This is a genomic window from Lewinellaceae bacterium (assembly GCA_020636105.1).
Lineage (GTDB): Bacteria > Bacteroidota > Bacteroidia > Chitinophagales > Saprospiraceae > BCD1.
The window spans coordinates 1343097-1367907 of the sequence record JACJYL010000002.1 but is presented as its reverse complement, the minus strand read 5'-3'; the positions used below and the strand labels follow the sequence as shown (position 1 = coordinate 1367907).

Here is a 24811-nt window from a genome sequence, read left to right as displayed (position 1 = left end):
TTTCTGAAATAGACTTTAATCGGGAGTTTGAGTTTTTGGACAAAGAACTGGAACAATTATTCCCGGATTCAGTGGCTTCCCAAAGATTTGTTGACAAGCTGGTGAAAATATATCTTCGTAATGGGCAAGAAAAATGGATATTATGTCACGTTGAAGTTCAGGGATATGAGGATTTTGCTTTTTCTCATAGGATGTTTACCTATTATTATCGGATAATTGACAAATATAATAAACCGGTTACGGCTTTAGCTATTTTTACCGATCACCGTTTTTCTTTTCACCCAAAATTTTATAAAAGTGAATTTTGGGGTACCAGCATTCTATACAATTACCGAACGTATAAAGTATTGGAAAAAAGCAAAAAAGAATTTGCTGAAAACCCTCAAAATCCATTTTCTATAATATTAGAAACGGTCTGGATTGAACTACAAAAGGGTAAGGATGTAAATCGTCTTGAATTGAAACTAAAAATGGCAAAAACGCTATTTGAGAGGGGATATCCCAAATGGAAAATCGAACGATTGTTCAACTTTATCAGTTATTATATCAATTTGGAAAAAGTACAGGAAAAGCGTATTTTTGATAACAATATTCAACCATTAATCAAAAAATCAGAGCCTATGGGAATCATGGAAGCCATTGAACAGGAACTTAAAAGACAAGGAAAAGAGCAAGGGTATGCGGAAGGAAGGGCTGAAGGACTCGAAGAAGGACTTGAACAGGGGCTCGAACAGGGACTTGAACAGGGGAAATTAGAGGCCTTGTCAAGAGTGGTTGAGACCTTAAAAACCAATGGAATGGATTCAAGTCAAATTGGAGATTTGTTAAAACTGGATTTATCTTTTGTTGAGGAATTGTTTTTTTATCAATCCAGAAAAAATAAAGATAACCAATAAACAGATAAAAAGGAATTATCCCGGCAGGGGATCGGGTCAAAATTATAATTTTCATGACTAGTGGTTTACCAAGTCTAAAAATTAGGGCTATATTAATTGTAAATATTATTTATTCCTTTGCATAACAATTATTTATAACAATATCTTCAATGTTCAATACTCGGAAATTTAGTATTGACAAACCACTAGCCTTTATCAAAAAAATATGTCAATAGACAATTTTAAAATAAAAGGTTTATCTGAAGAACAGGTAATTCAGTCACGCAAAACATACGGTTACAACCGCCTGGAGTATAAAAAAGAAAACAAATTTTTTGCGGCCATAAAAAGTTTTCTCCGGGAACCCATGATCCTCTTGTTGCTGGCCGCTTCTTCCATTTATTTTATTACCGGGCATACAGGAGACGGGATTTTCCTGGCGGTGGCCATTGTTTTGGTGTGGACCATTTCCCTATATCAGGATTCGAGGAGCCGGCAGGCGCTGGAGAAGTTAAAAACCTTTACCCAGCCCAATTGCAAGGTAATACGAGAGGGAGAGGTGGAAGAGATCAAAAGCGAAGAATTGGTGGTGGGAGACAGCCTGATGGTGGAAGAAGGAACCATTATTTCGGCTGACGGCACCATCGTTCATTCCAATGATTTTTCGGTCAACGAATCCATTCTTACCGGGGAATCCTTCACCGTTTACAAGGATCAATCCAAAGAAGATCATTTTATTTTTAGGGGCACGACGGTAGCCAGCGGACTGGCCATTGCAACCATAACTGCCATAGGCAATGCCACCCAGATCGGGAAGATCGGAAAAAGCCTGGAAAGTATTCAGGAAGAAAAGACTCCCCTCGAAAGACAGATCAATGATTTTGTCAAAAAAATGGTCATTGCAGGGGCCGTAATTTTTTTGATTGTATGGGTACTCAATTATGCAAGGTCTCTTGATCTGCTCCATAGCCTGCTCAATGCACTGACCCTTGCCATGAGTATTCTGCCGGAAGAGATTCCGGTGGCCTTTACTACTTTTATGGCACTGGGCTCCTGGCGGCTCATGAAATTAGGCATCGTGGTCAAACAGATGAAAACGGTAGAGACCCTCGGAAGTGCCACGGTCATTTGTACCGATAAAACAGGAACCATCACAGAGAATAAAATGGACCTGGCAAAACTTTTTTTACAGAATACTGGTGAAACGGTTGGCATCGATCATGATCTATCGAAGGAAGAAAGAGCTTTGATACGGTTGGCCATGTGGGCGAGCGAGCCCATTCCTTTCGATCCCATGGAGGAAGCCCTGCACCAGGCTTATGCCACATATCTCGACGTTGATGAACGACCCGATTTTAAAATGATCCACGAATATCCCCTCGGAGGGAAACCTCCTATGATGACTCATATCTTCCAAAACGGGAAAGGGGAACGCATTATCGCTGCCAAAGGGGCGCCGGAGTCCTTTATGGAAATTTCCAACCTTTCATCGGAGGATAAACGCAAAATTGAAGCGGCAGTGCATATGCTGGCAGTCGAAGGGTACCGGGTTTTAGGTGTAGGAGAGGTGCTCAATCATAGTGGTGATTTTCCCGAACAACAACAACAATTTCGTTTTGATTTTAAAGGCATTGTCGCCTTTTATGACCCGCCCAAAAAAAATATTCTTACTGTTTTTGAAGATTTTGAAAAGGCGGGAATTTCCGTAAAAATAGTCACAGGGGATAATGCCACCACTACCCGTGCCATTGCCAAACAAGTTGGGTTCAAGGGGTATGATAAAAGCCTTAGCGGAGAAGCATTGATGCAAATGACGGATGGCGAACTGGAAGAAGTCGTCCCGCACACCATGGTGTTTACCCGCATGTTCCCGGAAGCTAAGCTGAAAATCATCAATGCCCTGAAAAAAAGAAATGAGATCGTCGCAATGACTGGCGATGGTGTCAATGACGGCCCTGCACTGAAAGCGGCACATATCGGCATTGCCATGGGAAAAAAAGGAACAGAAATTGCCAAACAGGCGGCTTCTCTGATTCTCGTGGAAGATGATTTTTCAAAAATGGTGGATGCCATCGCTATGGGACGAAGGATTTATACCAATTTAAAAAAGGCCATTCGATACATTATTTCCATCCATATTCCCATTGTTTTGATGGTCTTTATTCCCCTTGCCCTGGGTTGGATTTATCCCAATATTTTTTCTCCCATTCACGTCATTTTGTTTGAATTGATCATGGGGCCGACCTGTTCCATCATTTACGAAAATGAACCCATGGAAAAAAATACCATGATCGAAAAACCGAGGCCGTTTACTGCTACATTTTTCAATTGGAAAGAACTTACCACCAGCATCATCCAGGGACTTATGATCACCCTCGGCACTTTGCTGGTTTATCAATATGCCGTTTATAACGGCGTGGATGAATTGCAAACCCGGGCCATGGTTTTCACAACCATGATTTCCGCCAATATATTTCTGACTTTGGTCAACCGGTCTTTTTATTACTCAATGCTTACCACCCTAAAGCACAAAAACAACCTGGTGCCGATCATCATTGGGATCACAATCCTGATCGCGGGGACCTTACTTTTTGTACCGCCCCTTACGACATTCTTTGAGATGGAATCCATTGATCTTCACCAGCTTTTGGTCAGCATTGGAGCGGGCTTTTTATTCGTAGTTTGGTATGAAGGGGTGAAAGGATGGAAAAGATGGCAAGGGAAAAGGCGTAAGTCCACTCAATAGTTTTTGAACCGTTTTTAGGGGGGCAGTTCAGTGGTTCGAATTGTTCAAATGGAGCGTAGCGACATCCCTGCATTAAATGCAGAGGACAGGTTCCCGTATCGTAGGTCGGGAGGGTTTCAAATTGTTCCAATCTCCTTCAATCTTCCTCAATCTCCTTCAATCTCCATCCCTGCATTCAAGGTGTTCCGAGGATCGAAAATTTAGTTTCAACGGTAGTACATCAAAATTGCGCCAAATGCAGTGATCAGCGCAATGAGCACGCTGGCCATCCTGATGGAATACTGAATGTGATTGGTGAATGTTTCAATCTCCTCTTTCATATGCGGGTAGCGTGGGAAGATCTCTTCTGCCATCCGTTTTTTGTTGAATAAATGTTTGGCGCTAAACTCTACATTGTTTTGCACGAGTTTTTTATAGGACTTCAGCACTTTGATCCTGAAGTAAACATTCAGAAACAGCATAGCGATGAACAGGCCGATGACAATGGTGATGAGCAGGATGTACATATTTGTGCTAATATTTTCCCAAAAGTAAGTGTTTTTGGACAATTCGCCCCGGCATTTAGTTTATTCCTGTTTTATTAATTTTCATCACTGTAAAGAATATATTCCCAAGTTAAGATACTCAATGTTCTAATAGATTGCCCGAAAGATATCCTCCATTTAATTGGTAAACCAGGGTAAAAAAAATTATCTTTGCTCACAAATGCAACATGCTGATTTTTCTTCTTAATCCATTGAGTTAAATCGGTTGAGGCGATAAAAAATTCTCTTAAAGCATGAATAAAACCGAATTAGGATCAATCGATACAACCATTGATGCACGAGGTGTTGCAACAATAACCTTTTCGCATCCGGCACACAATTCTTTGCCGGGACTTTTACTCAAAAAATTTGCAGAGGCCATCACTGAAGCGGGAGAAAATCCTGAAATCAAAGTCATTGTTATTAAAAGTGACGGGGAGCGCACTTTTTGTGCCGGGGCCAGTTTTGACGAACTGATCTCCATCAAGGATTTCGAGACCGGCAAAAAGTTTTTCATGGGGTTTGCCAACCTCATCAATTCGATGCGCAAATGCCCTAAATTTATCATTGGAAGAGTACATGGAAAAGCGGTTGGCGGAGGAGTAGGATTAGCCGCAGCGATGGATTATTGTATGGCTACTAAATATGCTTCAATTAAACTGAGCGAACTGGCGGTAGGGATCGGCCCCTTTGTTGTGGGGCCTGCAGTAGAACGCAAAATGGGTAAAGCGGCCATGACTTTATTAGCCATCAATGCCACGGAATGGAAAACAGCCAAATGGGCCAAAAATAAAGGCCTTTTTGATGAACTGTTTGATGAGGTAACTTATATGGACGATTATATCGATCGCCTTGCGGGTAAACTGGCCGCGAGCAATCCCGAAGCGATGCGATTACTCAAAAAGGCCTTCTGGGAAGAAGCCGACCACTGGGATGTATTGCTGGAGAAAAGGGCTGAAATGAGCGGACACCTGGTGTTGTCGGATTATACGGTAAACGCGATCTCTGAATTTAAAAATGCCTAATGGTCAGAGCCATTATTATTGCTGATTCACCAGCAACGAGCAACCAGTAACGAGCAACCAGTAACGAGCAACGAGCAACCAGCAACGAGCAACCAGCAACGAGCAACCAGCAACGAGCAACCAGCAACCAGTAACGAGCAACCAGCAATATGGATCCAAAATTATTCAAAGAAATTTTTATCAAAACAGTAGATGTCCAGTTGAAGAAAAATGATCCGCCACAAACGCGGGAGACTCTGGATCGACTGATGAAAGAAGGGTATTCGGAAGAAGATGCCAAACTGGTCATTGCGCAGTGTGTGGCTTCGGAAATGGTGAAGGTGCTGTCGACCAAAACGCCCTTCAATGCCGCTCGTTTTGTAAAGTGTCTTGAGCGATTGCCTGAGCCTCCAATGGATTAAACTTTCGGCTTGATCCGGTGCTCGAAATATCAACTTTGACTCTTTTGAGCCTTTAGTTTTAAGTTAAAAAAACTTGCTTTATTGGAAAATTTTACTTAAAATATGGCAAGTAAAAACAACGTTTTTTGAGTATTGAAATTCCCCTGTAATACCCTTTTTAGGAAGACCAAATCAGCCTATACCAATAAAATTCAATCGTCATGATTGCAGCCAAACCAAAGATGTCCAAAAAAATATTATTAGAAGCGTTTGAGCTTATGGCTACTGCTAAAGCCATGACCGAGCTTTATGAAGATCACTTTAAATTTGTCTCCAAATACGTTCATGCTACTTCAAGGGGGCATGAGGCCATTCAATTGGCTGTGGGGATGCAATTGCTTCCACAGGATTACGCCTGGCCTTACTACCGGGATGATTCCATGCTGCTTGGAATGGGATTGGAACCCTACGAGCTGATGTTGCAGTTGATGGCCAAAAAAGACGATCCTTTTTCCGGAGGGCGCTCTTATTACAGCCATCCGAGTTTACGCCGCGAAGACAAACCAAAAATCCCCCACCAGTCTTCCGCCACAGGTATGCAGGCTATCCCGGCTACCGGGGCAGCGATGGGGATGCAATACAAGGAAGAGGAAGGCCTGGCACCTTTAGTAGATGAAAAACCCCTGGTCGTTTGTTCCCTGGGAGATGCTTCCGTAACAGAAGGGGAAGTGGCCGAAGCTTTTCAGATGGCAGCATTGAAACAACTCCCCATCCTCTACCTGGTACAGGATAACGGATGGGACATTTCCGCGAATGCAGCAGAAACACGTGCCCAGGATGCTGATGAATATATCAAAGGATTTCATGGGGTGGAGAGCCGTAGTATTGATGGCACGGATTTCTTTGAATGTTATAAAACGGTCCGGGAAGTTTTTCATATCATTCGTACAGAAAGACGACCCTTTCTCATCCATGCCAAAGTTCCGTTGCTCAACCACCATACTTCAGGGGTTCGCATGGAATGGTATCGCGACGACCTGGAAGAACACCGGTTACGGGATCCTTTTCCGTTATTTTGGAACCAGCTGTTAGAGGAAGGGGTCACAGAAAAGGAATTAAAAAACCTGGTAAAAAAGGCGGAAAAGAAGGTGGCGGCCGATTTTGAAAAGGCTAAAAATGCGGAAGATCCTGATCCGGCCTCCCTGCATGATCATGCCTTCGCTCCCGGAGCCATTACTGAAGAAAAAGGACAAAGAGCCGAAGAAGGAAAAGCCGTTATTCCTATGGTGGATGCGGCCCTCCATGCCATCAAAGAACTAATGGAAGACCATCCGGAGTGCCTGCTTTACGGACAGGATGTGGGGCATCGGCTGGGAGGTGTTTTTCGTGAAGCGGCAACGCTTTCTCAAAAATTTGGAAAACACCGGGTTTTTAATACGCCCATCCAGGAAGCCTTTATCATTGGCAGTACCGTGGGGATGTCTGCCGTGGGATTAAAACCCATCGTAGAAGTCCAGTTTGCCGATTATATCTGGCCGGGACTCAACCAGTTGTTTACCGAGGTGAGCCGTTCCTGTTACCTGAGCCAGGGGAAATGGCCGGTGAGTTGTGTCATACGTGTGCCCATCGGAGCCTACGGAAGCGGAGGCCCTTATCACTCTTCCAGTGTGGAAACCGTAGTGGCCAATATTCGGGGCATCAAGATCGCCTACCCAAGTACGGCAGCAGATATGAAGGGATTGATGAAATCCGCCTGGCTCGACCCCAACCCGGTGGTGATCTTTGAACACAAAGGATTATACTGGTCAAAGGTAAGTGGTACTAAATCTGCTATGAACGTGGAACCGTCAAAGGATTATATTATACCTTTCGGCAAAGCAAGAATTGCGCTGGAAGCCGATAAATCCCGTGTTGAAAAAGGAGAAAGCCTCTTGGTGGTTTCCTATGGCCGCGGGGTACACTGGTCGCTGAATGGCGCAGAATATTTTCCCGGGCAAATCGAGATCATCGACCTGAGGACACTGGCGCCTCTCGATGAAGAAACCATTTTTGCTGCAGCAAAAAAGCATGGAAAAATACTGGTCATTACCGAGGATATTGCCAGAAATTCCTTTGCGGAAAGTCTTGCAGGAAGGATTCAGTCCGAGTGTTTTGAATATCTGGATGCACCGGTTCGGGTTTTCGGGGCAGAGGAGGTGCCTGCAATTCCGTTGAATGCTGTGATGGAAATGGCAATGTTCCCTTCCAAGAAAAAAGTGGCGGATCAGATGAGGCAGATGCTGGATTATTAAGGGAAAAAGGAGATAAATGACAATGCTAAATGGGTTGCATCCTTTCTGGGGAAAGCATTTTGTCGAAATGTTTAATTAGAATTGTTCGTGAAAATTTAACCGCAATGGGCGCAAAGTATTCTTCGCGTCCATTGCGGTTAAAAAATAAAAACCCGACTTTATACTTTCGGTCACGGGTAAATTTCATAGCTGATTTTTTAATGCTGAATCCGTCTTTCAGCTATTTCCTTTGATTCCCGTGGCGCAGCCGAAAAAATAACGGGTCATTTCAACTTCCAGGCCTGCCTTCCGGAAGATTTCTTTTGCGTTTTTGGCATTCTGAAAATTTTCGGTGTAGATGCCCAGCATGCTGTAATTATCGGGATCGCCGAGGAAGAGCCATCCCAGCACGGGAATGATCTTTTTGAGATAGAACATATAAAACACTTTTAAGCCGGTTGTTTCAGGCACCGAAACATCGATGAGCGAAAATTGCCCCCCGGGTTTGAGGATGCGCCGGATCTCTTTCGCCAGGTCCATGAGCTGGTCAGGAGAAAAGGTTTTGATGCCAAAGCCCGAAATGACGGCATCCACCGATTGGGCAGGGATGTCATTGTCAAAAACATTGGCCTTTTTTATGTCAATATTAAAATTTTTAAACTTTTCCTTTCTGCGGTAGGCGTGCTTGAGCATACCTTCGGAAAAATCGAGGGCAATGATCTTTCCTTTGTTTCCTGTTTTTTTTAAAATATATGGCCAGCATTCTCCCATGCCCGTCATCAGGTCGGCGACGGTTTGTCCTTTTTGTATACTAATGCTGTTGATGCTTTGCCTTCTCCACCGGGCACTGAATCCAAAGGAGGTGATGTAGTTCATACGGGTATATGAGCCACTCATCTTGTCGAAAAGGACTTTGATGAATTCGGGATGGTAGATAGGGTCCATAAATGAAGTGTTTTGCAATTGAGGAGGTAAATTTATCGAAAAGCACGAAATAACTCAAATTATGCTTTATTTTGGCAGGAAAGTAATACCGTTAGCCGTAAACCCTACACCGTTGACCGTTAAAACCCTCTTCAGCTTATGCCGCATACTAAACACCAGGTAAGCTTTACCGCCGCTATTTTACCCGTTTTATTTTTGTTGTTTTTGATCATTTACGGAGTGGTTTTGCGTCCCCAGCTTTGGGGACAGGGTGATCTTCCGCTGGAAATGATCTTTTTGCTGGCCGCCAGTTTTGCGATTGGAGAATTGCTGATCCTCAAAGTGCCATGGATCACCATTCAAAATGCTATTTCCGATAAACTGGCCAAGGCTTTTCCTGCTATTTTGATCCTCTTTTGTATTGGTCTGATCATTGGTTCATGGATTATTTCGGGCACCATTCCCATGCTCATTTTTTATGGCATCAAATGGATCAACCCCAATTTTATTTATGTGCTGGCCTTTTTGATCCTGATCATTTTTTCGCTGTTGACGGGAACCTCATGGGGATCTATCGGGACGGTGGGTGTGGTGGTCCTGGGTGTTGCCGTGGCTAAGGATGCGGATTTGGGCATCACCGCCGGAGCCATTATCGGGGGAGCCTTTTTTGGGGATAAATTGTCTCCCTTGTCAGACACCACCAATATGGCGGCCATGGCCACCGATGTGGATCTTTATGACCACATCCGTTCCATGATGTACACCACCTTGCCGTCGGCGATTCTCGCGGCCACCATTTTTCTGATCATGGGATGGGTTTTCCCTCCGTTGGTGACAGACGGAAACAATCCTGAGGTGCAGGCTACTTTGGATAACATAGCACAATTGTTCCATTTTAACCTGCTGTTGCTGCTGCCTCCTGTTTTTGTGCTGATAGGCTCCTTTCGGAAATGGCCCACTTTGCCCACTTTGATCGGATGTTCCCTGCTCGCAGCGGTGTTGGCGCTGGTCTTCCAGGGATTTTCCCTTGACCAGGTGATTACCACACTTTTGCATGGCTTCGATATGGATATGACGCCCTATGCTGAAACCATGCCTCCTACCATCCACGAACTGTTTGAAAGGGGAGGATTGTACGCCCTCATCAACGCCATCGTTTTTGCCCTTTTTGTTTTCGTTTTTATCGGAGTGCTGGATATCATTGATACCATGCCTCGGCTGGTGCACAAGCTTTTTGGGTTTGCGAATACGAGAACCAAAACAATATTGAGTTCATTGGTGGCCACCGGCATGACCAATGCCCTCACCTCCAACCAATACGCCACCAGTTTTATCATTGGGGATGCCTTTAAGCACAAGTACGATGAGCTAAAGATAGAACGGAAGGTGCTTTCCCGCTCCATCGAGGATTATGGCACCATGCTGGAAAGTGCGTTGCCCTGGACAGCGAGTACCATTTTTGCCACCACGGCACTTGGTATTTCGTATGCTTCCTATGCGCCCTGGCACCTGATGTCCATCATCAATCTGATCATCGCGCCGACCATAGCCATTTTGGGGATTGGTTGTTTTTATGAAAAGGGGAAAAAGATAGATAGAGATTGAGATAAATTGAGATAATTAGGTTGGTAACTTAGCGATCCTTGCGGTTAAACTTTTTTTGATTTGTTCTTTAACACCAAATGTAGAATACTTTGACATAAGGATTTTCTTAAAATTTGTATTATGAAACAAAAACATATCGAAACACTGCTCAGTCACTACGCCGAAGACCGGGAACGCTACCGGGGAGCTGTCGTGCCGCCCATTTTTCAAAACAGCCTGTTTACCCATCCGGACTGGGAAAGCATCGATGCCGCTTTTGATGACCGGGTGGACAGCCTGATCTATTCGCGAGGGCACAACCCGACGGTGCGTATGGTGGAGCAAAAACTGGCTGCGATTTCGGGAGCGGAACGGGCTTTATTGTTTCCTTCCGGCATGGCTGCGATCTCGGCGGTGGTGATGCATTGTCTGGAAAAAGATGCGCATGTCATTACCATTAAGAATATTTATGGTCCTGCCAACAATCTTTTAAATACGTATCTGCCGGATAAGATGGGGATAGAAGTCACCCAGGTGAGCGGGGAAATGGTGGAAGAATTTGAGCAGGCCATCCGCCCCAATACCCGGTTGATCTACCTGGAGAGCCCTTCTTCTGCCGTATTCAGTTTACAGGACATCAGGGCCGTGGCAGCATTGGCTAAGAAACACGGCATCAAAACCGCCATTGATAACAGCTGGGCCAGCCCCATGTTCCAAAGGCCGCTGGAAATGGGCATTGACCTGGAGATCCATTCGATTTCCAAATACATCGGCGGGCACAGCGACCTCGTAGGCGGATGTGTGATGGGCAGCGAAAAAGACATCAAGGATATTTTTGTCAGAGAATTTGAACTGCTTGGCGCGAAAACGGCACCATTTGAAGCCTGGCTGGTTTTAAGAAGTTTGAGAACCCTCCCGATCCGTATGCGCCAGCACCAGGAAAACGCTATGGCCGTGGCTGCCTTCCTGGAAAATCATCCCAAAATAGCTTTGGTGCGGTACCCGGGCCTGGAAAGTTTTCCACAGCGCGATTTGGCTTTGAAACAAATGAGTGGTTTCACCGGCCTGATGGGATTCCGGCTGGCGACCGAAAACCTGGAGCAAATCAAAGCTTTTTTCAACAGCCTGGAGATCTTCCGCATCGGCGTGAGCTGGGGCGGCCATGAAAGTCTTATTTACGCTCCGGCCATCAGTTACCTGAAAGAGCTAAAACCGGAGCAATTTGAAGCCATGGGCATTTCACTCGGGGATATGCGGATATCGGTGGGGTTGGAGCACAAGGAGGATCTGATTGCGGATTTGGAGCAGGCGTTGGGGAGGGTTTGATCTGAATAGGCGGGGTTTTAAATGGTTTCAAGTGGTTCCAGATTGTTTAAGGTTCAAGTTGTTCAAGGTTCAAATTGTTCCAATGGTTCAAGTTGTTCCAGATTGATATGAAACCATTTGAACCATTTGAACTTTTTGAACCATTTCCCATCCGCATACTGGTTTTGTTGCTTTTGAATCCTAACGGAAAAACGAAGGATTGTCATGGGGCATACACGACAGTTTTACTACAGCCGAGGTTGGCCATACCATTTCTTAACTATTTATGGTAAATTCACCAGCTAAATACAATTACCGTGAATAGAACAATTTTTTTCCTGCTTTTTCTTGGTCTTTTTTCTATTTCAAATGATGTGAGGGCCCAGATATGCGGGGGCAATCTCGGCGAAAACATATTTACAGACGGAGACTTCGGATCAGGAACGGCCAATATGCCGGCCTCCAACCCGATGATCGCACCGGGGTATATTTATACCACCAATCCGCCGCCTTCGGACGGGTATTATACGCTCAGTAATAACCTGGCCGCCTGGCCGGGACTCTACAGTGCCTGGCTGGGTATTGGCGACAACAGTACAGATCCATTCGGATATATGATGGTGATCAATGCAAGCTTTCAACCCGGGTTGTTTTATGAGCAGGAAGTGGATGGATTGTGCGACAATACCTTGTATGTTTTTAGGGCCGATGTGATCAACCTGATCAAAACCGGGACGCCCAATCATATTGATCCCAATGTCTCTTTTTTGATTGATGGGGTTGAATTTTTCACCACGGGCAATATTCCGAAAAATCAGCAATGGCAGACTTACGGGTTTACGTTTACCACCGCTCCCGGACAAACTTCGGTTGTTTTATCGCTGAAAAATAATGCCCCCGGAGGCAATGGTAATGATCTGGCATTGGATAACATCGAGTTTCGCCCATGTGGGCCCGAGGCGCTGGTTCTGCCGGTTGAAATAGAAAATATTTGTGAAGATGGTTCGCCGATAGATTTGGATGCTACGGTCATCGGGGATCAATACGATACTCCCGCTTTTCAGTGGCAGCAAAGTTTTGATGAAGGGATTACCTGGCAGAATATACCCGGCGCCAACAATCCCGTTTATACCCATAGCCAGCTATCTTCAGGTTATTATTACTATCGCTATCTGTTGGCCAATGGGCCCGGAAATTTGTCGAATTCGAAATGCCGGGTGGTTTCCAATGTGAAAATCGTTTACGTGGTGCCCAAATTTTACGAAATAAGGGATACGTTATGCGAGGGACTCTCCTTTACACTCAATGGCCATAGTTATACCCAAACAGGGGTTTATGTGGACAGTTTGGTGTCCTCCATCGGCTGTGACAGTATCCTGACCCTGGATCTTACCATAGTCCCTGATCCGGGTATCGTGGCGGAAGTGGTTGTCCAGAACCCGGGTTGTATTCAAACGACTGACGGAAGCCTGTTGATCCAAAATGTATTGAATGGCGTTTCTCCTCTTTCCTATTATTTCCAGGGGGCTCCGACCGGTTTGACCTTTTTTGAATCCCTCATAGCCGGGTCGTACACGATCGGTATCGAAGACCGGTACGGGTGTACTTATGAGGAGGAATTTTCTTTGCAACCTCCTACGGAATTTTTTGTGGATGCGGGCAGTGATGTTTTTGTTGAACTGGGGGAGTTGGTTACCATTCATCCGGTTACCAATACCGGGCTGGAAAGTTTTTACTGGTCGCCGGATCCGATGATGTGCGATCCTGAATGCTGGGATCTGGCGTGGTATCCAAAAGCCTCAACGGATCTTGTGCTCAATGCCGTTTCTGAAGACGGATGTGTGGCCTCGGATACGGTTCATGTAGGTGTTATCGGGAACCGGAAAGTATATATTCCCAATGTGTTTTCTCCGAATGCAGATGGTGTCAATGATTATTTTGCAGTATTCGGACCGGAACCACACCTCCAGAGTGTTCAAAAAATGATGGTTTTTGACCGTTGGGGGGCGCTCGTTTTTGAGCAGAAGGATTTTGCCCCTAACCGGGAGTCTTCAGGCTGGGACGGGCGTGTCAATGGCGATACTGCTCCGGTAGGGGTATACACTTATCTGGTTGAGATCCGTTTTTATGATGACCGGGTGTTGGAGTATTCCGGAGATGTGATGCTGGTGAAATGATGGGGTCCTTGAATAATTTAACCGCAAGGAACGCCAGGATTCTCTACCATACCTTTTTGGGGGAAGTCTTGAAAATTTATGGTTGGTTCTCGCAGATAAACGCAGAAAACGCAGATGGCATTTCACCTTGTTCCATCAGCGTGACAAAAAAATTGTACGGTAGAGAACGCCAGGAAGGCGCCAGGTTCGCCAAGAAGTTTTTCCGAACAATAGATCAGGCCGGAGCGGATAGCGCAGGGCGGCGCAGGGACGAGCACAACAAGGGATGGAAGCGGAAGCATGGAGCGGACAGCCCGGTGCCTAGCGGAGCGCAGGCATGGTGCCAGTCCTAATTTAATATGCTTTCCTAACCTGGAATCCGGTGGAATAACATGGCCAATATTAAAAAGATATTTTTTTCAGGAAATGTTCGGTTACAAATAAACATATATGTCCGAATAAAACCAGTGGTCACTCCCTGACTTTTCCATTTTAACATGTCCGGGATCAGGATTAGGAAGATTAGTGCTATTTGGCCTCGAATTCAGGTTGAATTTGAGTTTTGGGGGCGCAGGTAAAGCAAATGGAAGAGGATCATCAGCAATAAAAAGCCTTGCGATTTGTCCGTTTGGTAATTGATGCTCTTCGCCTTCTGAAAAATGAATATCGGTACCTGCGGCTTCGATATTTAAATCGGTTAATTCCTGGCCGGGCTGGTGGTTAATTAGAAAATACCGCCAAATGGTTTTTCGGACAGCAAAGTTCAGCTGGTAGGACGGGGGCGTTTGATCCTCTTCGGGGAGACTCAAGTCCAATATGATGACTCCTAAATGGGGTTGGGGATGAAAATGGTCATCAACGTACAAGGATGAAAGATCTGACTCAGTGACAAAAGCCTCAATGGAGAGGTTTGGACTTTCCAGGTTGTTATAAAAAACGAAGGTTTCCTCTTGATCCTTTAAAGGTAAATCTGTGAAGTTGAAAAAATACGGGTTGAGGGAAGCAAAATAAAAAGCTAAAGATTCCAGTGATTTTAAAGGCTCAACACTTTGATTTTGCTGGGGATAAAAGAAGTATAACTGGTTACCCGTTTGTTTGATTTGAATACTTGATGCATCCAGCACTCTTTGGGTCTCAGGAGAAGGATATACCTGGAAATCCTGTAACTTATTTTCCGGATAATACTGGTGATGAAATGAAATGGTGGCAGCAAGTTTATAAGTATTTATCATGATAATGGGTTTAAGGTTAAAAATAGGTCAATTTATTTTAAAAGTGTTCCTAACGTAGTAATGTCACGTCACCTGAAAAAACTTTTTCGGTCCCATTCAAAAATAAAGCCCGGATCATATAGGCATATACTCCCTGTGGGGCGGAGGCTCCGTTGAAGGTGCCGTCCCATCCTTTGTAAAGTCCGGCGCCTGAAATCTGGTCTTCAAAAAATACGAGATTTCCCCATCGGTCGAAAACGGAAAACGAAATGATCTTTTCAAGGGAAATGGGGGCATAACAGGTAAAAAAGTCGTTGATGCCATTATTGTCGGGCGAAAAAACGTTGGGAATATACAGGCTGTAATCGGGAATGACCCTGACGATGACCGAATCCACATCACTGCATCCGATATTGTTGCTTGCCTGGAAATATACTGTAGTCGATTTTGTGGGCTGGTACATGGGAAGGGTCAGGGTATTGCTGAGGATATTCCCATGATTATCATACCAGGTAAAAAGGTCAAAAATGGGATCGTAATAATCGGGCTGCAGATCAATGCTTTTGCCAAGGTCCAATAAAAGAAAGTCCGGCAATTGAACGCCGGCTCCTGTTCCTATTCCTGTGAGTTCCAGCGTGATGATGCTGTCACAACCTGCCGCATTGATGAGGGTCGTTTGATAGGTGCCTTCTTCCGTGGTGGCAATGTCATAAAAGGAATAGGGCTCTCCTGCACAAAAAGTGTCGCGAACGATGGCATAGCTGTTTTCCCTGACCTCCAGCATCAGTTGGGCAATGGAATCACACCCATCGGTCGCTTCGAACAGGGTTTCATAAACACCGGCCTGGGTGAGGGTGTCCGTTCCCCAAAGGTAAAATTCCGTTTCGCAAATGCTGGCTGTCTCTGTGCCGTAATAAGGAGGAATACGAAGGTCATATTCACGGGAGAGAAAACACCCGTCCGGAGTGGTGATGACCACCAGGTAAGTCCCCTCGGTATTGTTTATGGAGGTAAGCAACAAAGCAGGATTGGTTTCCCCGATCATGGCTATGCCGTCCTGGTACCACTGATATGAATTGCCGGCTTCTTCAGCTACCTGAAGGAGGAGGTTATTGTTGCAAATGCTTCCTGTGATCGATTCGAACGGGGTTCCGAAGGCTGTTGATTCCGCAAGGGTAAGCCGGTCCAGGAAAAAATAAGGATCGAGGTAATAATAGGGATTGGCCGAACAGCTTGGCCCCAGCACGATCACTTCGTAAGGCTGATCGGCGGTAAATTCAAAAACCACATTCACCCATTCGTTGGAGCCACTGACATAAGTTTCTCCGAGCTGGACATAATTTCCTGTGTTGGCCGGACACCCGACGGTGTTATTGTTGCCACCAAAGGGCAATTCATTGCAATTTGTCGCCGCGAAAACAGCGATTTTGAATCCCTGACTTCCCGGAACATTATCCCTGAAACCTACAAAAAAATCCAGCCGGTATGTTACGCCTGCTTCCATGGGTTGGGTGAGACAAGCTCCTACGTATTCCTTGAAATTGGTTCCCACCTGGGCTTGTCCGTCCCTGAATCCCACCCCTCCGTCGCCATCGGGAAAGGGTAGTGGGGCATAAGCAGGGATACTCGTATTGCCCAAATATCCGCCACAGGTATGAACGTAATCTGTAGTCGGTGCAGAAGCCTGTATCCAGTCAACGGCACAATTCAGCATGGCGTTGGCGGTCGGGCAGCAGGTCATTTCTTCAAATGAAGGGTTGGGGATCAGGGAAGAGGGCAGGAGGGAGTTGCAGGTACAATCATCATCATTCAGGTCGATCAGGCCGTCCCCGTCATCATCGATGGCGTTGTCGCAAATTTCCTGTGCAGTGGCCTGGACAGAGATCAGACTTAGGAAAAGCAAAAAGGCATTGAGGACAAAATTTTTCATATTGCTGTGTCTTTAACATCAGTGCGGTTGAGTAAGACTATTTGGTTTGCCGTATTAATTCATTGTTTCGTCGCGCAGATCACGCAGATATACGCAGATTAAAAGGAACTTTTTATAGATATCTGCGAACATCTGCGTGAATTTTCGGACAATGAATCCTGATGGCATTGAAACCATAAAATTATATAGTGACTTTAACCATCTAATACACCAATGTCTGCATGGCATGCGGAAAGATCGTCTGTTCAATGGCTTTCGTGCCAATGTACAGTTTGTAATTGATGGCGTTGTCGGTGTGATTCATGACTACTGTCGCCATCGAACCGTCTTCATTCAAAAAGGAAGTCGATAACAGGTGGCTTCTGCTGCAAACAGTGCTGACTCTTTTGGCACCAGGCCTGATGAATTTTGAGAAATGCCCGATATAATAATAAGAGGGCGTGTAAACGAGCGTGCCGGTGGGCAGGTCTGCATGGACCGGCGCGAAACATAAATTCAACACATGGTTTGGCCCGCCTGTTTCGTCGAGCAGGATATTCCAGTCGGTCCAGGCTACCGTTCCCTGGTTAAAATCGTTGATCATGGAGCGGCCGTACCGTTCCGCATTCGGAAAGTACTGGTATCTGGAGGGGTCAAAACTTTCATTACAGCCTTCTGTGAAAATGAGATTTTTGTCAGGGAATGATTCTTTTACGTTGTCCAGGTTGGTAAACATAGGGTCGCTGCCGGTCCAGGTTTCATACCAGTGGAAACCGACACCCCAGACGTATTTTGCAGCTTCAGGATCTTCCAGGATGGTGTTGGCGCGGTGGTTGATCAAATCCCGGTTGTGATCCCAGACGATTATTTTTTTGTCTCCGAGTCCTTCTTTTTCCAGGGTAGGGCCGAGGTGGTTTTTTAGGAAATCCCTTTCTTCTTCAGCGGTATAAATGCAGGATTCCCACCTTTGGGTGGCCATGGGTTCGTTTTGGATGGTGAGGCCCCAGATGGGAATGCCTTCGGCTTCATAGGCTTTAATAAATTTAGTGTAATAGAGTGCCCAGGCATCAGAATATTCAGACAGCAGTTTTCCCCCCTGGAGCATGTTGTTATTGGTTTTCATGAAAGCTGGCGGACTCCACGGACTGACATAAAGCGGTATCGCACCGCCGGCTGCTTCCATGACCTTTTTGATCAACGGAATGCGGTAGGTTTTGTCGTGGTCAATATTGAAAGTCCCCAAAGCTTTGTCTTCGTCCGAAACATAAGTATAACTTTCCTTGCTGAAATCACAGCTGTGGATGGTGGTTCTGGCCAGGCTGTAGCCGATGCCCTCTTCTTTATCGTAGTAGGCTTTTAACAATTCTGCCTGTTTGTCTTCCGGAAGGGCGGCGAAGACTTCTGCGGAAGCGTCGGTCAGTGCCCCGCCAATACCGAGGAATGTCTGGAATTTTTTTTCGGGATTTACAAAAATGCCAACCTCTGTTTCAAGGGGTTGCTCCGCGGCTGCGAAGGCGGCCTTGCCGGAAACGGCCAGTCTTAAATTCGGGGTTTCTGAAGTGGTGTAGATGGTCGCTTCTTTCCCTTCAACAGAGAATGACGCCTTAACAGGCTCCGGCTCCGGTTGTGGTGTTGTACATCCCGATAAGGCCAGAAGGGTGCCTAGAACGATAAAATTGATTTTCATAATTTTAAATTTATTTATGCAAGTGATTATTTTTGAAACAGGACGACCATTGAAATTGGAGGTATTTCGATATGACCTTTGGCGGTTTCCTCGCCGCTTAAATCAAAGAAATCAGCCCGGGCCCCAAAATGCCAGGAACCTTCCACTTCATAATTAACAGCCTCGCTCCGGGCATTGAAAATAACGTAAATATTTTTCCAGGGATCGCCATTGGCGTGGTTTTTTATCTGGTAGCTGATCAGGCCCTTTTCCACCCGTTTGAATTCCAGGTGATTTCTGACGTCTTCAGCGGAAGTCATCCTGAAAGCAGGGTGTAACTTCCTCAATTGGATCAGGTTTTTATAATAGTCAACCATATCCGCGTGGGTCACCTTCCAGTTCCAGTTAATTTGGTTGATAATATCCGGCAGGTTATAGGAGTTATGTTCTCCATTTTTGGTGCGTAACATCTCAGCCCCTGCGTGCAGGAAAGGAACGCCCTGTGAAGTCAATAACACGGCATTGGCCAATTTTGCCATAGAGACTAATGTGGCTTCACTTGCATCTTTCCTGGATGCTTTAAGTTTATCGTAAAGGGTCTGATTGTCGTGACAGGAAACATAGGAGATGGACTGCCAGGGGTCATTCGTCCATGGAGCTTTTGAATAATTCACTTGCTGGTAATTGATCTGGGGGTGCTGGATAGCGCCGATTATGCCAAACATTACAGAGGTTTCGCTGCTGTCCCCACCATTGACAAAACCGGTACTTTGTTCCTCGAAAACAGAGCCTTTCAGCCCATCGCGGAAATCATCACTAAAAGCTGACACGAGGGGCATTCCCCGTATATTTTTTTTCAGGGCGCGTTGATCAACGGGTAATGGGGAGTCGCCGGCAGTCCATCCTTCGCCATAAACGAATATATTGGGATTCACTTCCTTAAGCTTTGCAGTCAGCTCATTCATGGTCGTTATGTCGTGAATCCCCATCAGGTCGAAGCGGAAACCATCGAGATGGTATTCCCTGGCCCAATAGAGGACCGATTCTAAAATGTATTTCCTCACCATGGTTCTTTCTGAAGCGGTTTCGTTGCCACAACCCGAGGCGTTTGAATAACGGCCATCTTCCCAATGCCGGTAATAATACCCCGGCACTTCCAGGTTGAAATTAGAATTTTCCGTCCTGCCGGTATGGTTGTAAACCACATCCAGGATCACGCCGATGCCATTTTCATGGAAGGTTTTTACCATTTGTTTGAATTCCTTGATCCTCACTTCAGCATTGAAGGGATCAGTCGAAAATGATCCTTCAGGTACATTGTAATTTTGCGGATCGTAGCCCCAGTTGAACTGGGCGCTGTCCAGCCTGCTTTCGTCAATGGCATAATGGTCAAAGGTGGGTAACAAATGCACATGGGTGATGCCCAATTCCTTGAGGTGATCCAGTCCAGTAGCGACGCCTCCCGGTCCGGTGGTGCCGGCTTCAACCATGCCCAAATATTTGCCGGGCATACTCGATCCGGATTCGGGATGGATGGTGAGATCCCTGATGTGCAATTCGTAAATGATGGCTTCATTCGGAAAATTCACGGTAGGGCCTTCATCCTTTTCCCAACCTTCGGGGTTGGTTTTTCCCATATCCGTGACCATGGCCCTTTGCCCGTTAACCCCTACGGCTTGCGCGTAAATGCCTGGGGTTTCTTCCAGCCATTTGCCATCGATTTTTACCTGGAAAGTATAATAGGTGCCGTTTAAATCGCCGTCTATTTTTTTGGCCCACAGCCCATTTTTTCCGGTATCCATGTTGTAGGTATTGACAGGTTCGCTTTCCATGCCGCTTGTATACAAATGCAGCCGGACGTTTTCAGCAGAGGGAGACCATATTTTAAATGTCGTGGCTTGTGGGCTATAGTCCGGCCACAGGCTTACATCGCCCGGGGTAGGGTAGGATTCAAAAGAGCCTAAGTCAGGTTTATTTTGCTCGCAGGATGTCATAAAAAGGGTGATCAAGATTATTAAAATAAAGAAACGGTTCATACAATGTAATAATTATGGTTCAAGTATACCAATCGGGTTATTCCGGTTTTAAGCCCAGCCCTTTAATATAACCTTCATTTTGAAAATTATTGTTGTAAAGTGCTCCTTCCAGAAAATCATTCAGTGCCGCCTGTACTTTTTTAGGGTCGGGCCTGTTTTCCCGGACTTTTGCATAGGAACTCCGGTCACTTGCTGCGTATTCGGTGATCAAATGATAATGTTCCGGCTCTTCAAAATTCATGATCCCGGCGGTATTGTTCATTTTTTTATACGGCCAGAAACACCAGGGCACCTCGTATTCGTCCAGTAAGGTTCTGAAATCACTGACCCATTGATCGCTGTTTTCACCCGTTTCCCCAATGTAAACGGGAACCTGGTTCGTTTCCCTGAAATCCAGGTACTTCTGAATGGCTTCCTTTTTCACAGGAAACCAGTATTTGTGAAATTCATAAACGATATTATCGCCCATCATTTCTTTGAAAACATCAAAATTACCACTCCAGACCGAACCGTTGAGAAATATGATGTGATTCGGATCTACTTCGCGCACTTCTTTAATGATTCGTTGGTAAAGTAAAAAAAGTTGTTCATTAAAAAAATCCATTTCATCGTTAAAATAATGGGCGGCCGGTTCATTGATCAGATCATACCCCAAGACAATGGGTTCGTTTTTGTACCGGTCAGCAATTTTTAACCAAACCTCACTCATCAAATCCTGGGAAGACTGGCTTTTTAAAAGGTAAGGGTAACCGTAACTGTCGTCAATGTTATCCCCGGTTTGCCCTCCTGGGGCACAATGCATATCGAATAAGACATAAAGGTTTTCCTGTTTGCACCAATCCACGATCCGGTCAAAGTATTTGAAGCCGGAATTCCTCGATCCCATATAAAGGTCATCGGTGAACAATTTATAATGGAAAGGCAGCCTGATGTGATTACACCCGATGCGTTTCAGGTATTTGATGTCCTCGTAAGTGATGTAATTCTCCAGGTACTGATCCCAGAAGGCTTTCAGACTGTCCGGGCCAATGAGTTCGTACAACAATTCATCAATTTTACGCGGCGCATTCACCTGGCCCATTTTAAACATATAACCTTCCGGCACGAGCCAGTTGCCGAGATTGGTCCCTTTCAGGATAATTGGATTGCCTTCGGTGTCGATCACTTTTTGGCCATCGGTTTTCATGAAAACTTTGTTGACGGATGGTTCGTTTTTTGAATTTCCATCTTGAGTCTGACAGGAATAGACTAAAATGACCCAAAAAAGCAGGACGGTCACCTTGTGAAAATGTTGCATTTTGTATGGCTTTTAAAGTTGCTTTTATGTTGAAATTATTGAAAACTCAATATAGTGAAAAGAGGAAACATTAAGTAGTTTATTGGGGGTGAATTAATAGGTGAATAACTTCGGAAACATCAATTTAAGATCGTATTTTTAGCCAATTCAATTAATTGCCTGAAATAATCTCAAGGATGATGAAAAAAGGAAATATTTCAGATAAGGAGGCCGGAAAGTCCATCACAAGTGACCGAAAGAGAACGAATATTTTACGGGATGTGGAACATAACTCCATCAGCTTTTTAGTAAAAAAGATGCCTTCCTGGTTAAGTTCCAACATGCTTACAGGCATCGGTTTTTTGGGTAATTTTCTGGTTTTCCTGAGTTTTGTTGCCGCAGCCTATTTAAGCAAATATTGTCTGCTATTCGGGGTGTTTGGATTTTTAGTCAGCTGGTTTGGCGATTCGCTGGATGGTCGAATAGCTTATTACAGAAATATTCCCAGGAAATGGTATGGTTTTGTGCTCGATATTACGGTCGACTGGATAGGAATTCTTTTTATTGGTCTCGGTTTTATGATCTATGTGGAAGCACCATGGATCTATATCGGCTATGCTTTTGTCGTTTTGTATGGTTGGGAAATGTTGACTGCCATCTTACGATATAAAATTACCGGAAAATACTCAATAGATTCCGGAATTCTTGGCCCTACGGAAGTGCGGATCCTCATTTCCGCAATACTTGTCCTTGAGGTAATATTTACGGGATCAATTATTTATTTGGGTGCTTTAGCTATAGTAACTTTACTCGTCGTGAATATCCTTAGTTTTAATAAACTGTTGGATCTCGCCAATGACAGGGACCGGTCAGAGAAAAAGAAATTGACAAAATGATCAGCAAAATCATCATTTTCTTAAAAGCGCAGATGTCCGCTTTTATCGGCGGAATGGTCGATTACCTGGTAATGATCTTTTTTACGGAAGTGTTTCATTTCCATTATACCCTATCCATTGCCATTGGAGGGGTCATCGGGGCGATCGTTAATTTTAGCATTAACAAAAAATGGACTTTTCATTCCCCAAACATTCCCTATCAACAGCCCCTCACCAGACAATTCCTGAAGTTTGTTGCGGTAGTGATCAATAGCATTGTTTTAAAAGCAGCCGGTACGCATGGCATCACTACCTTCCTGGGGTTGGATTATAAGATCAGCAGGATCATTACCGATCTCATCGTATCCATTGGATTCAACTATACGCTGCAAAAATACTGGGTATTTAAAAAGGTGGATGTGGTTGAGGAGGGAGAAGAAACATGAATCATACCTTATTTACTTACTATCTTTTTTATCACATTAATTCCCGTCATAGCCCCTACGGTCAGAACACCCGAAAATAAAGCACCGGCTACACCTGCGGTCACAATATCCTGCCCGGTGAGGTAAAAGTTTTTTATCGGTGTCCGCGGTTTGAGAAATCTTTGGCGAAAGCGGCTGGGCGAGTGGTCGATTCCATAGATCTCTCCCTTGCCGTAGTTGACGAAATGTTGTGTAGTCAATGGAGAGGAAAGTTCGTAATGATCAACTTTTCCCTTTAAATGGGGCAATTGCCTATACAATTCATCGAGTAAACGGGCGGCAATTTTTTCCTTGAGTTCGTCGTATTCACTTCCTCTTTTCATCCATTGGCTGCCTTCCCATTTTTCGAAAACGTCAAAGGGCACCAGGGTAATGATGTCGATGCTGCTCCGGCCAGGATACCGGTTGGACCAATCGGGGTCTTTAGCGGAAGGGAAAGAAATATAAATGACCGGGAAGGGCTCATTGATGTTCTTCACATACCTGTCAACACAAGTGTCATGATCTGTATCACCAGGATATACCCAATAATTGGTTTTTGGCAGTTCAAGTTCCCGGGGCGATCCTTTTAATCCTATGTAAAGACATGCATGGGATACCGAACGATTGATTTTCTGTAATTGTTCGGGCAGTTTATGCTGTTTTACCACTTCGGCGGGCAGTAATTTTTTATAGGTCGTCATGATGCCTGCTCCACTGACAATGTTTTTGGCGGAGAAAATCCTGCCGTCATTCATTTGTACGCCGGTCGCTTTATTATTTTTTACAACGACCTTGTCCACTTCTGCATTTATAAGAATGGTGCCCCCGGCGGCGGCAATCACGGGGTCAATTGTTTCTACAATTCGGGAAGATCCTCCAATGGGGAAACTGCCGCCATTGAAATAATGGCGAACCACCGCTGCATGCATCACGAAAGCACTTTTTTTAGGAGGCAGGCCATAATCTCCATATTGCCCTGTTAACACCCTTATCAGTTCCTCGTTGTCGGTAATTGTTTTAAGCACCTCATAGGTTGTCCGGTCGGAAAATTGGTTAAAAGGTTTGCGCATCCAGCCTCCGATGAGTTTACTGAGAACTGGCGGCAGCGCTTTGTCTACATAAAAATTCCTGCTTGTTTTCGTGCACTCAAAAATGAGATTGACGTAATCATTGATGGCGTTTTTCTCGTCGGGAAAGTATTCGATTAATTTAGCCTTGAATTGCTGAACGCCTTTAACCAAATCATAAGATTTATCTCCGATGATAATTTTATCATAAACCTCTCCCATATCTGCCCACTGAAGTTGGCCATCTGTAACATAGTCAAACAGTTTTTTGGTAAGGCTGTCCGGGCGTTGAACTTCTCCGATGTAATGAATGCCAACATCCCATTCATACCCTTTGCGTTTGAATACATGCGTAAATCCACCGGCGGTATAATGACGTTCGAGGATAAGCACCTTTTGCCCTTCTTTAGAAAGGAGGGCCCCCGTAGTCAAACTCCCCATCCCGGATCCGATGATTATGGTGTCGTAGTAATCGGCTACTTCATGCTTTTGTTTATAGGATTGAATCATAATAC

The 24811-nt window shown here is 45.0% G+C and carries 19 protein-coding genes; 11 read left to right on the top strand and 8 right to left on the bottom strand.

Annotated elements, in window-relative coordinates:
• Positions 1-101: 101 nt before the first annotated feature.
• Complete coding sequence (locus tag H6571_22530) at positions 102-896, top strand: hypothetical protein (GenBank protein MCB9326527.1); 795 nt, start codon at positions 102-104, stop codon at positions 894-896.
• A 205-nt stretch (positions 897-1101) separates the two neighbouring features.
• Complete coding sequence (locus H6571_22525) at positions 1102-3621, top strand: cation-translocating P-type ATPase (protein MCB9326526.1); 2520 nt, start codon at positions 1102-1104, stop codon at positions 3619-3621.
• A 206-nt stretch (positions 3622-3827) separates the two neighbouring features.
• Here H6571_22525 and H6571_22520 read toward each other — a convergent pair whose 3' ends face one another.
• A complete protein-coding gene (locus H6571_22520; GenBank protein MCB9326525.1) occupies positions 3828-4127 on the bottom strand; it encodes a hypothetical protein in 300 nt (99 codons plus the stop codon).
• Between the two features lie 272 nt (positions 4128-4399).
• Between H6571_22520 and H6571_22515 the strand changes: the two genes are divergently transcribed.
• The 3 genes from H6571_22515 to H6571_22505 all read left to right on the top strand — a co-directional run bounded on the left by H6571_22515 (position 4400) and on the right by H6571_22505 (position 7841).
• On the top strand, positions 4400-5170 hold the full coding sequence (locus H6571_22515; GenBank protein ID MCB9326524.1) for an enoyl-CoA hydratase/isomerase family protein: 771 nt from the start codon (positions 4400-4402) through the stop codon (positions 5168-5170).
• A 149-nt stretch (positions 5171-5319) separates the two neighbouring features.
• Positions 5320-5571 (top strand): hypothetical protein, encoded by a 252-nt coding sequence (locus H6571_22510; protein MCB9326523.1) that lies wholly within the window; start codon positions 5320-5322, stop codon positions 5569-5571.
• 221 nt (positions 5572-5792) lie between these two features.
• Positions 5793-7841, top strand: coding sequence for a tungsten formylmethanofuran dehydrogenase (locus H6571_22505; protein MCB9326522.1), 2049 nt, complete (start codon positions 5793-5795; stop codon positions 7839-7841).
• Between the two features lie 216 nt (positions 7842-8057).
• Here the strand turns inward: H6571_22505 and H6571_22500 are convergent, their stop codons facing one another.
• Positions 8058-8765, bottom strand: coding sequence for a class I SAM-dependent methyltransferase (locus tag H6571_22500; GenBank protein MCB9326521.1), 708 nt, complete (start codon positions 8763-8765; stop codon positions 8058-8060).
• A 138-nt stretch (positions 8766-8903) separates the two neighbouring features.
• Between H6571_22500 and nhaC the strand changes: the two genes are divergently transcribed.
• The 4 genes from nhaC (at position 8904) to H6571_22480 (ending at position 14142) form a co-directional block, all read left to right on the top strand.
• A complete protein-coding gene (nhaC, locus tag H6571_22495) occupies positions 8904-10349 on the top strand; it encodes a Na+/H+ antiporter NhaC (GenBank protein ID MCB9326520.1) in 1446 nt (481 codons plus the stop codon).
• A 120-nt stretch (positions 10350-10469) separates the two neighbouring features.
• Entirely contained in the window at positions 10470-11654 is a 1185-nt protein-coding gene (locus H6571_22490; GenBank protein ID MCB9326519.1) for an aminotransferase class I/II-fold pyridoxal phosphate-dependent enzyme, read from the top strand.
• Positions 11655-11950: 296 nt separating this feature from the next.
• Positions 11951-13810, top strand: coding sequence for a gliding motility-associated C-terminal domain-containing protein (locus tag H6571_22485; GenBank protein MCB9326518.1), 1860 nt, complete (start codon positions 11951-11953; stop codon positions 13808-13810).
• An 8-nt stretch (positions 13811-13818) separates the two neighbouring features.
• Positions 13819-14142: a hypothetical protein gene (locus H6571_22480; GenBank protein MCB9326517.1), complete on the top strand. Its 324-nt coding sequence runs from the start codon at positions 13819-13821 to the stop codon at positions 14140-14142.
• A gap of 81 nt (positions 14143-14223) precedes the next feature.
• Here H6571_22480 and H6571_22475 read toward each other — a convergent pair whose 3' ends face one another.
• The 5 genes from H6571_22475 to H6571_22455 all read right to left on the bottom strand — a co-directional run bounded on the left by H6571_22475 (position 14224) and on the right by H6571_22455 (position 21797).
• Positions 14224-15021, bottom strand: a complete 798-nt coding sequence (locus tag H6571_22475; GenBank protein ID MCB9326516.1) for a hypothetical protein — start codon at positions 15019-15021, stop codon at positions 14224-14226.
• Between the two features lie 49 nt (positions 15022-15070).
• Positions 15071-16930 (bottom strand): gliding motility-associated C-terminal domain-containing protein, encoded by a 1860-nt coding sequence (locus tag H6571_22470; protein MCB9326515.1) that lies wholly within the window; start codon positions 16928-16930, stop codon positions 15071-15073.
• Positions 16931-17132: 202 nt separating this feature from the next.
• On the bottom strand, positions 17133-18596 hold the full coding sequence (locus H6571_22465) for a glycoside hydrolase family 30 protein (protein MCB9326514.1): 1464 nt from the start codon (positions 18594-18596) through the stop codon (positions 17133-17135).
• A 26-nt stretch (positions 18597-18622) separates the two neighbouring features.
• A complete protein-coding gene (pulA, locus tag H6571_22460) occupies positions 18623-20569 on the bottom strand; it encodes a type I pullulanase (protein ID MCB9326513.1) in 1947 nt (648 codons plus the stop codon).
• Positions 20570-20648: 79 nt separating this feature from the next.
• Positions 20649-21797, bottom strand: coding sequence for a cellulase family glycosylhydrolase (locus H6571_22455; GenBank protein ID MCB9326512.1), 1149 nt, complete (start codon positions 21795-21797; stop codon positions 20649-20651).
• 287 nt (positions 21798-22084) lie between these two features.
• On the opposite strand from H6571_22455, the gene H6571_22450 reads away from it, so the two are divergent.
• Both H6571_22450 and H6571_22445 read left to right on the top strand, forming a co-directional pair.
• Positions 22085-22783 (top strand): CDP-alcohol phosphatidyltransferase family protein, encoded by a 699-nt coding sequence (locus tag H6571_22450; protein ID MCB9326511.1) that lies wholly within the window; start codon positions 22085-22087, stop codon positions 22781-22783.
• Positions 22780-23208 carry a GtrA family protein gene (locus H6571_22445; protein ID MCB9326510.1) on the top strand — a complete coding sequence of 143 codons (429 nt, stop codon included), beginning with the start codon at positions 22780-22782 and terminating at the stop codon, positions 23206-23208. The genes H6571_22450 and H6571_22445 overlap by 4 nt, the downstream gene beginning before the upstream one ends.
• An 8-nt stretch (positions 23209-23216) precedes the next feature.
• Here the strand turns inward: H6571_22445 and H6571_22440 are convergent, their stop codons facing one another.
• Positions 23217-24806 (bottom strand): NAD(P)/FAD-dependent oxidoreductase, encoded by a 1590-nt coding sequence (locus H6571_22440; protein ID MCB9326509.1) that lies wholly within the window; start codon positions 24804-24806, stop codon positions 23217-23219.
• Positions 24807-24811 lie beyond the last annotated feature (5 nt).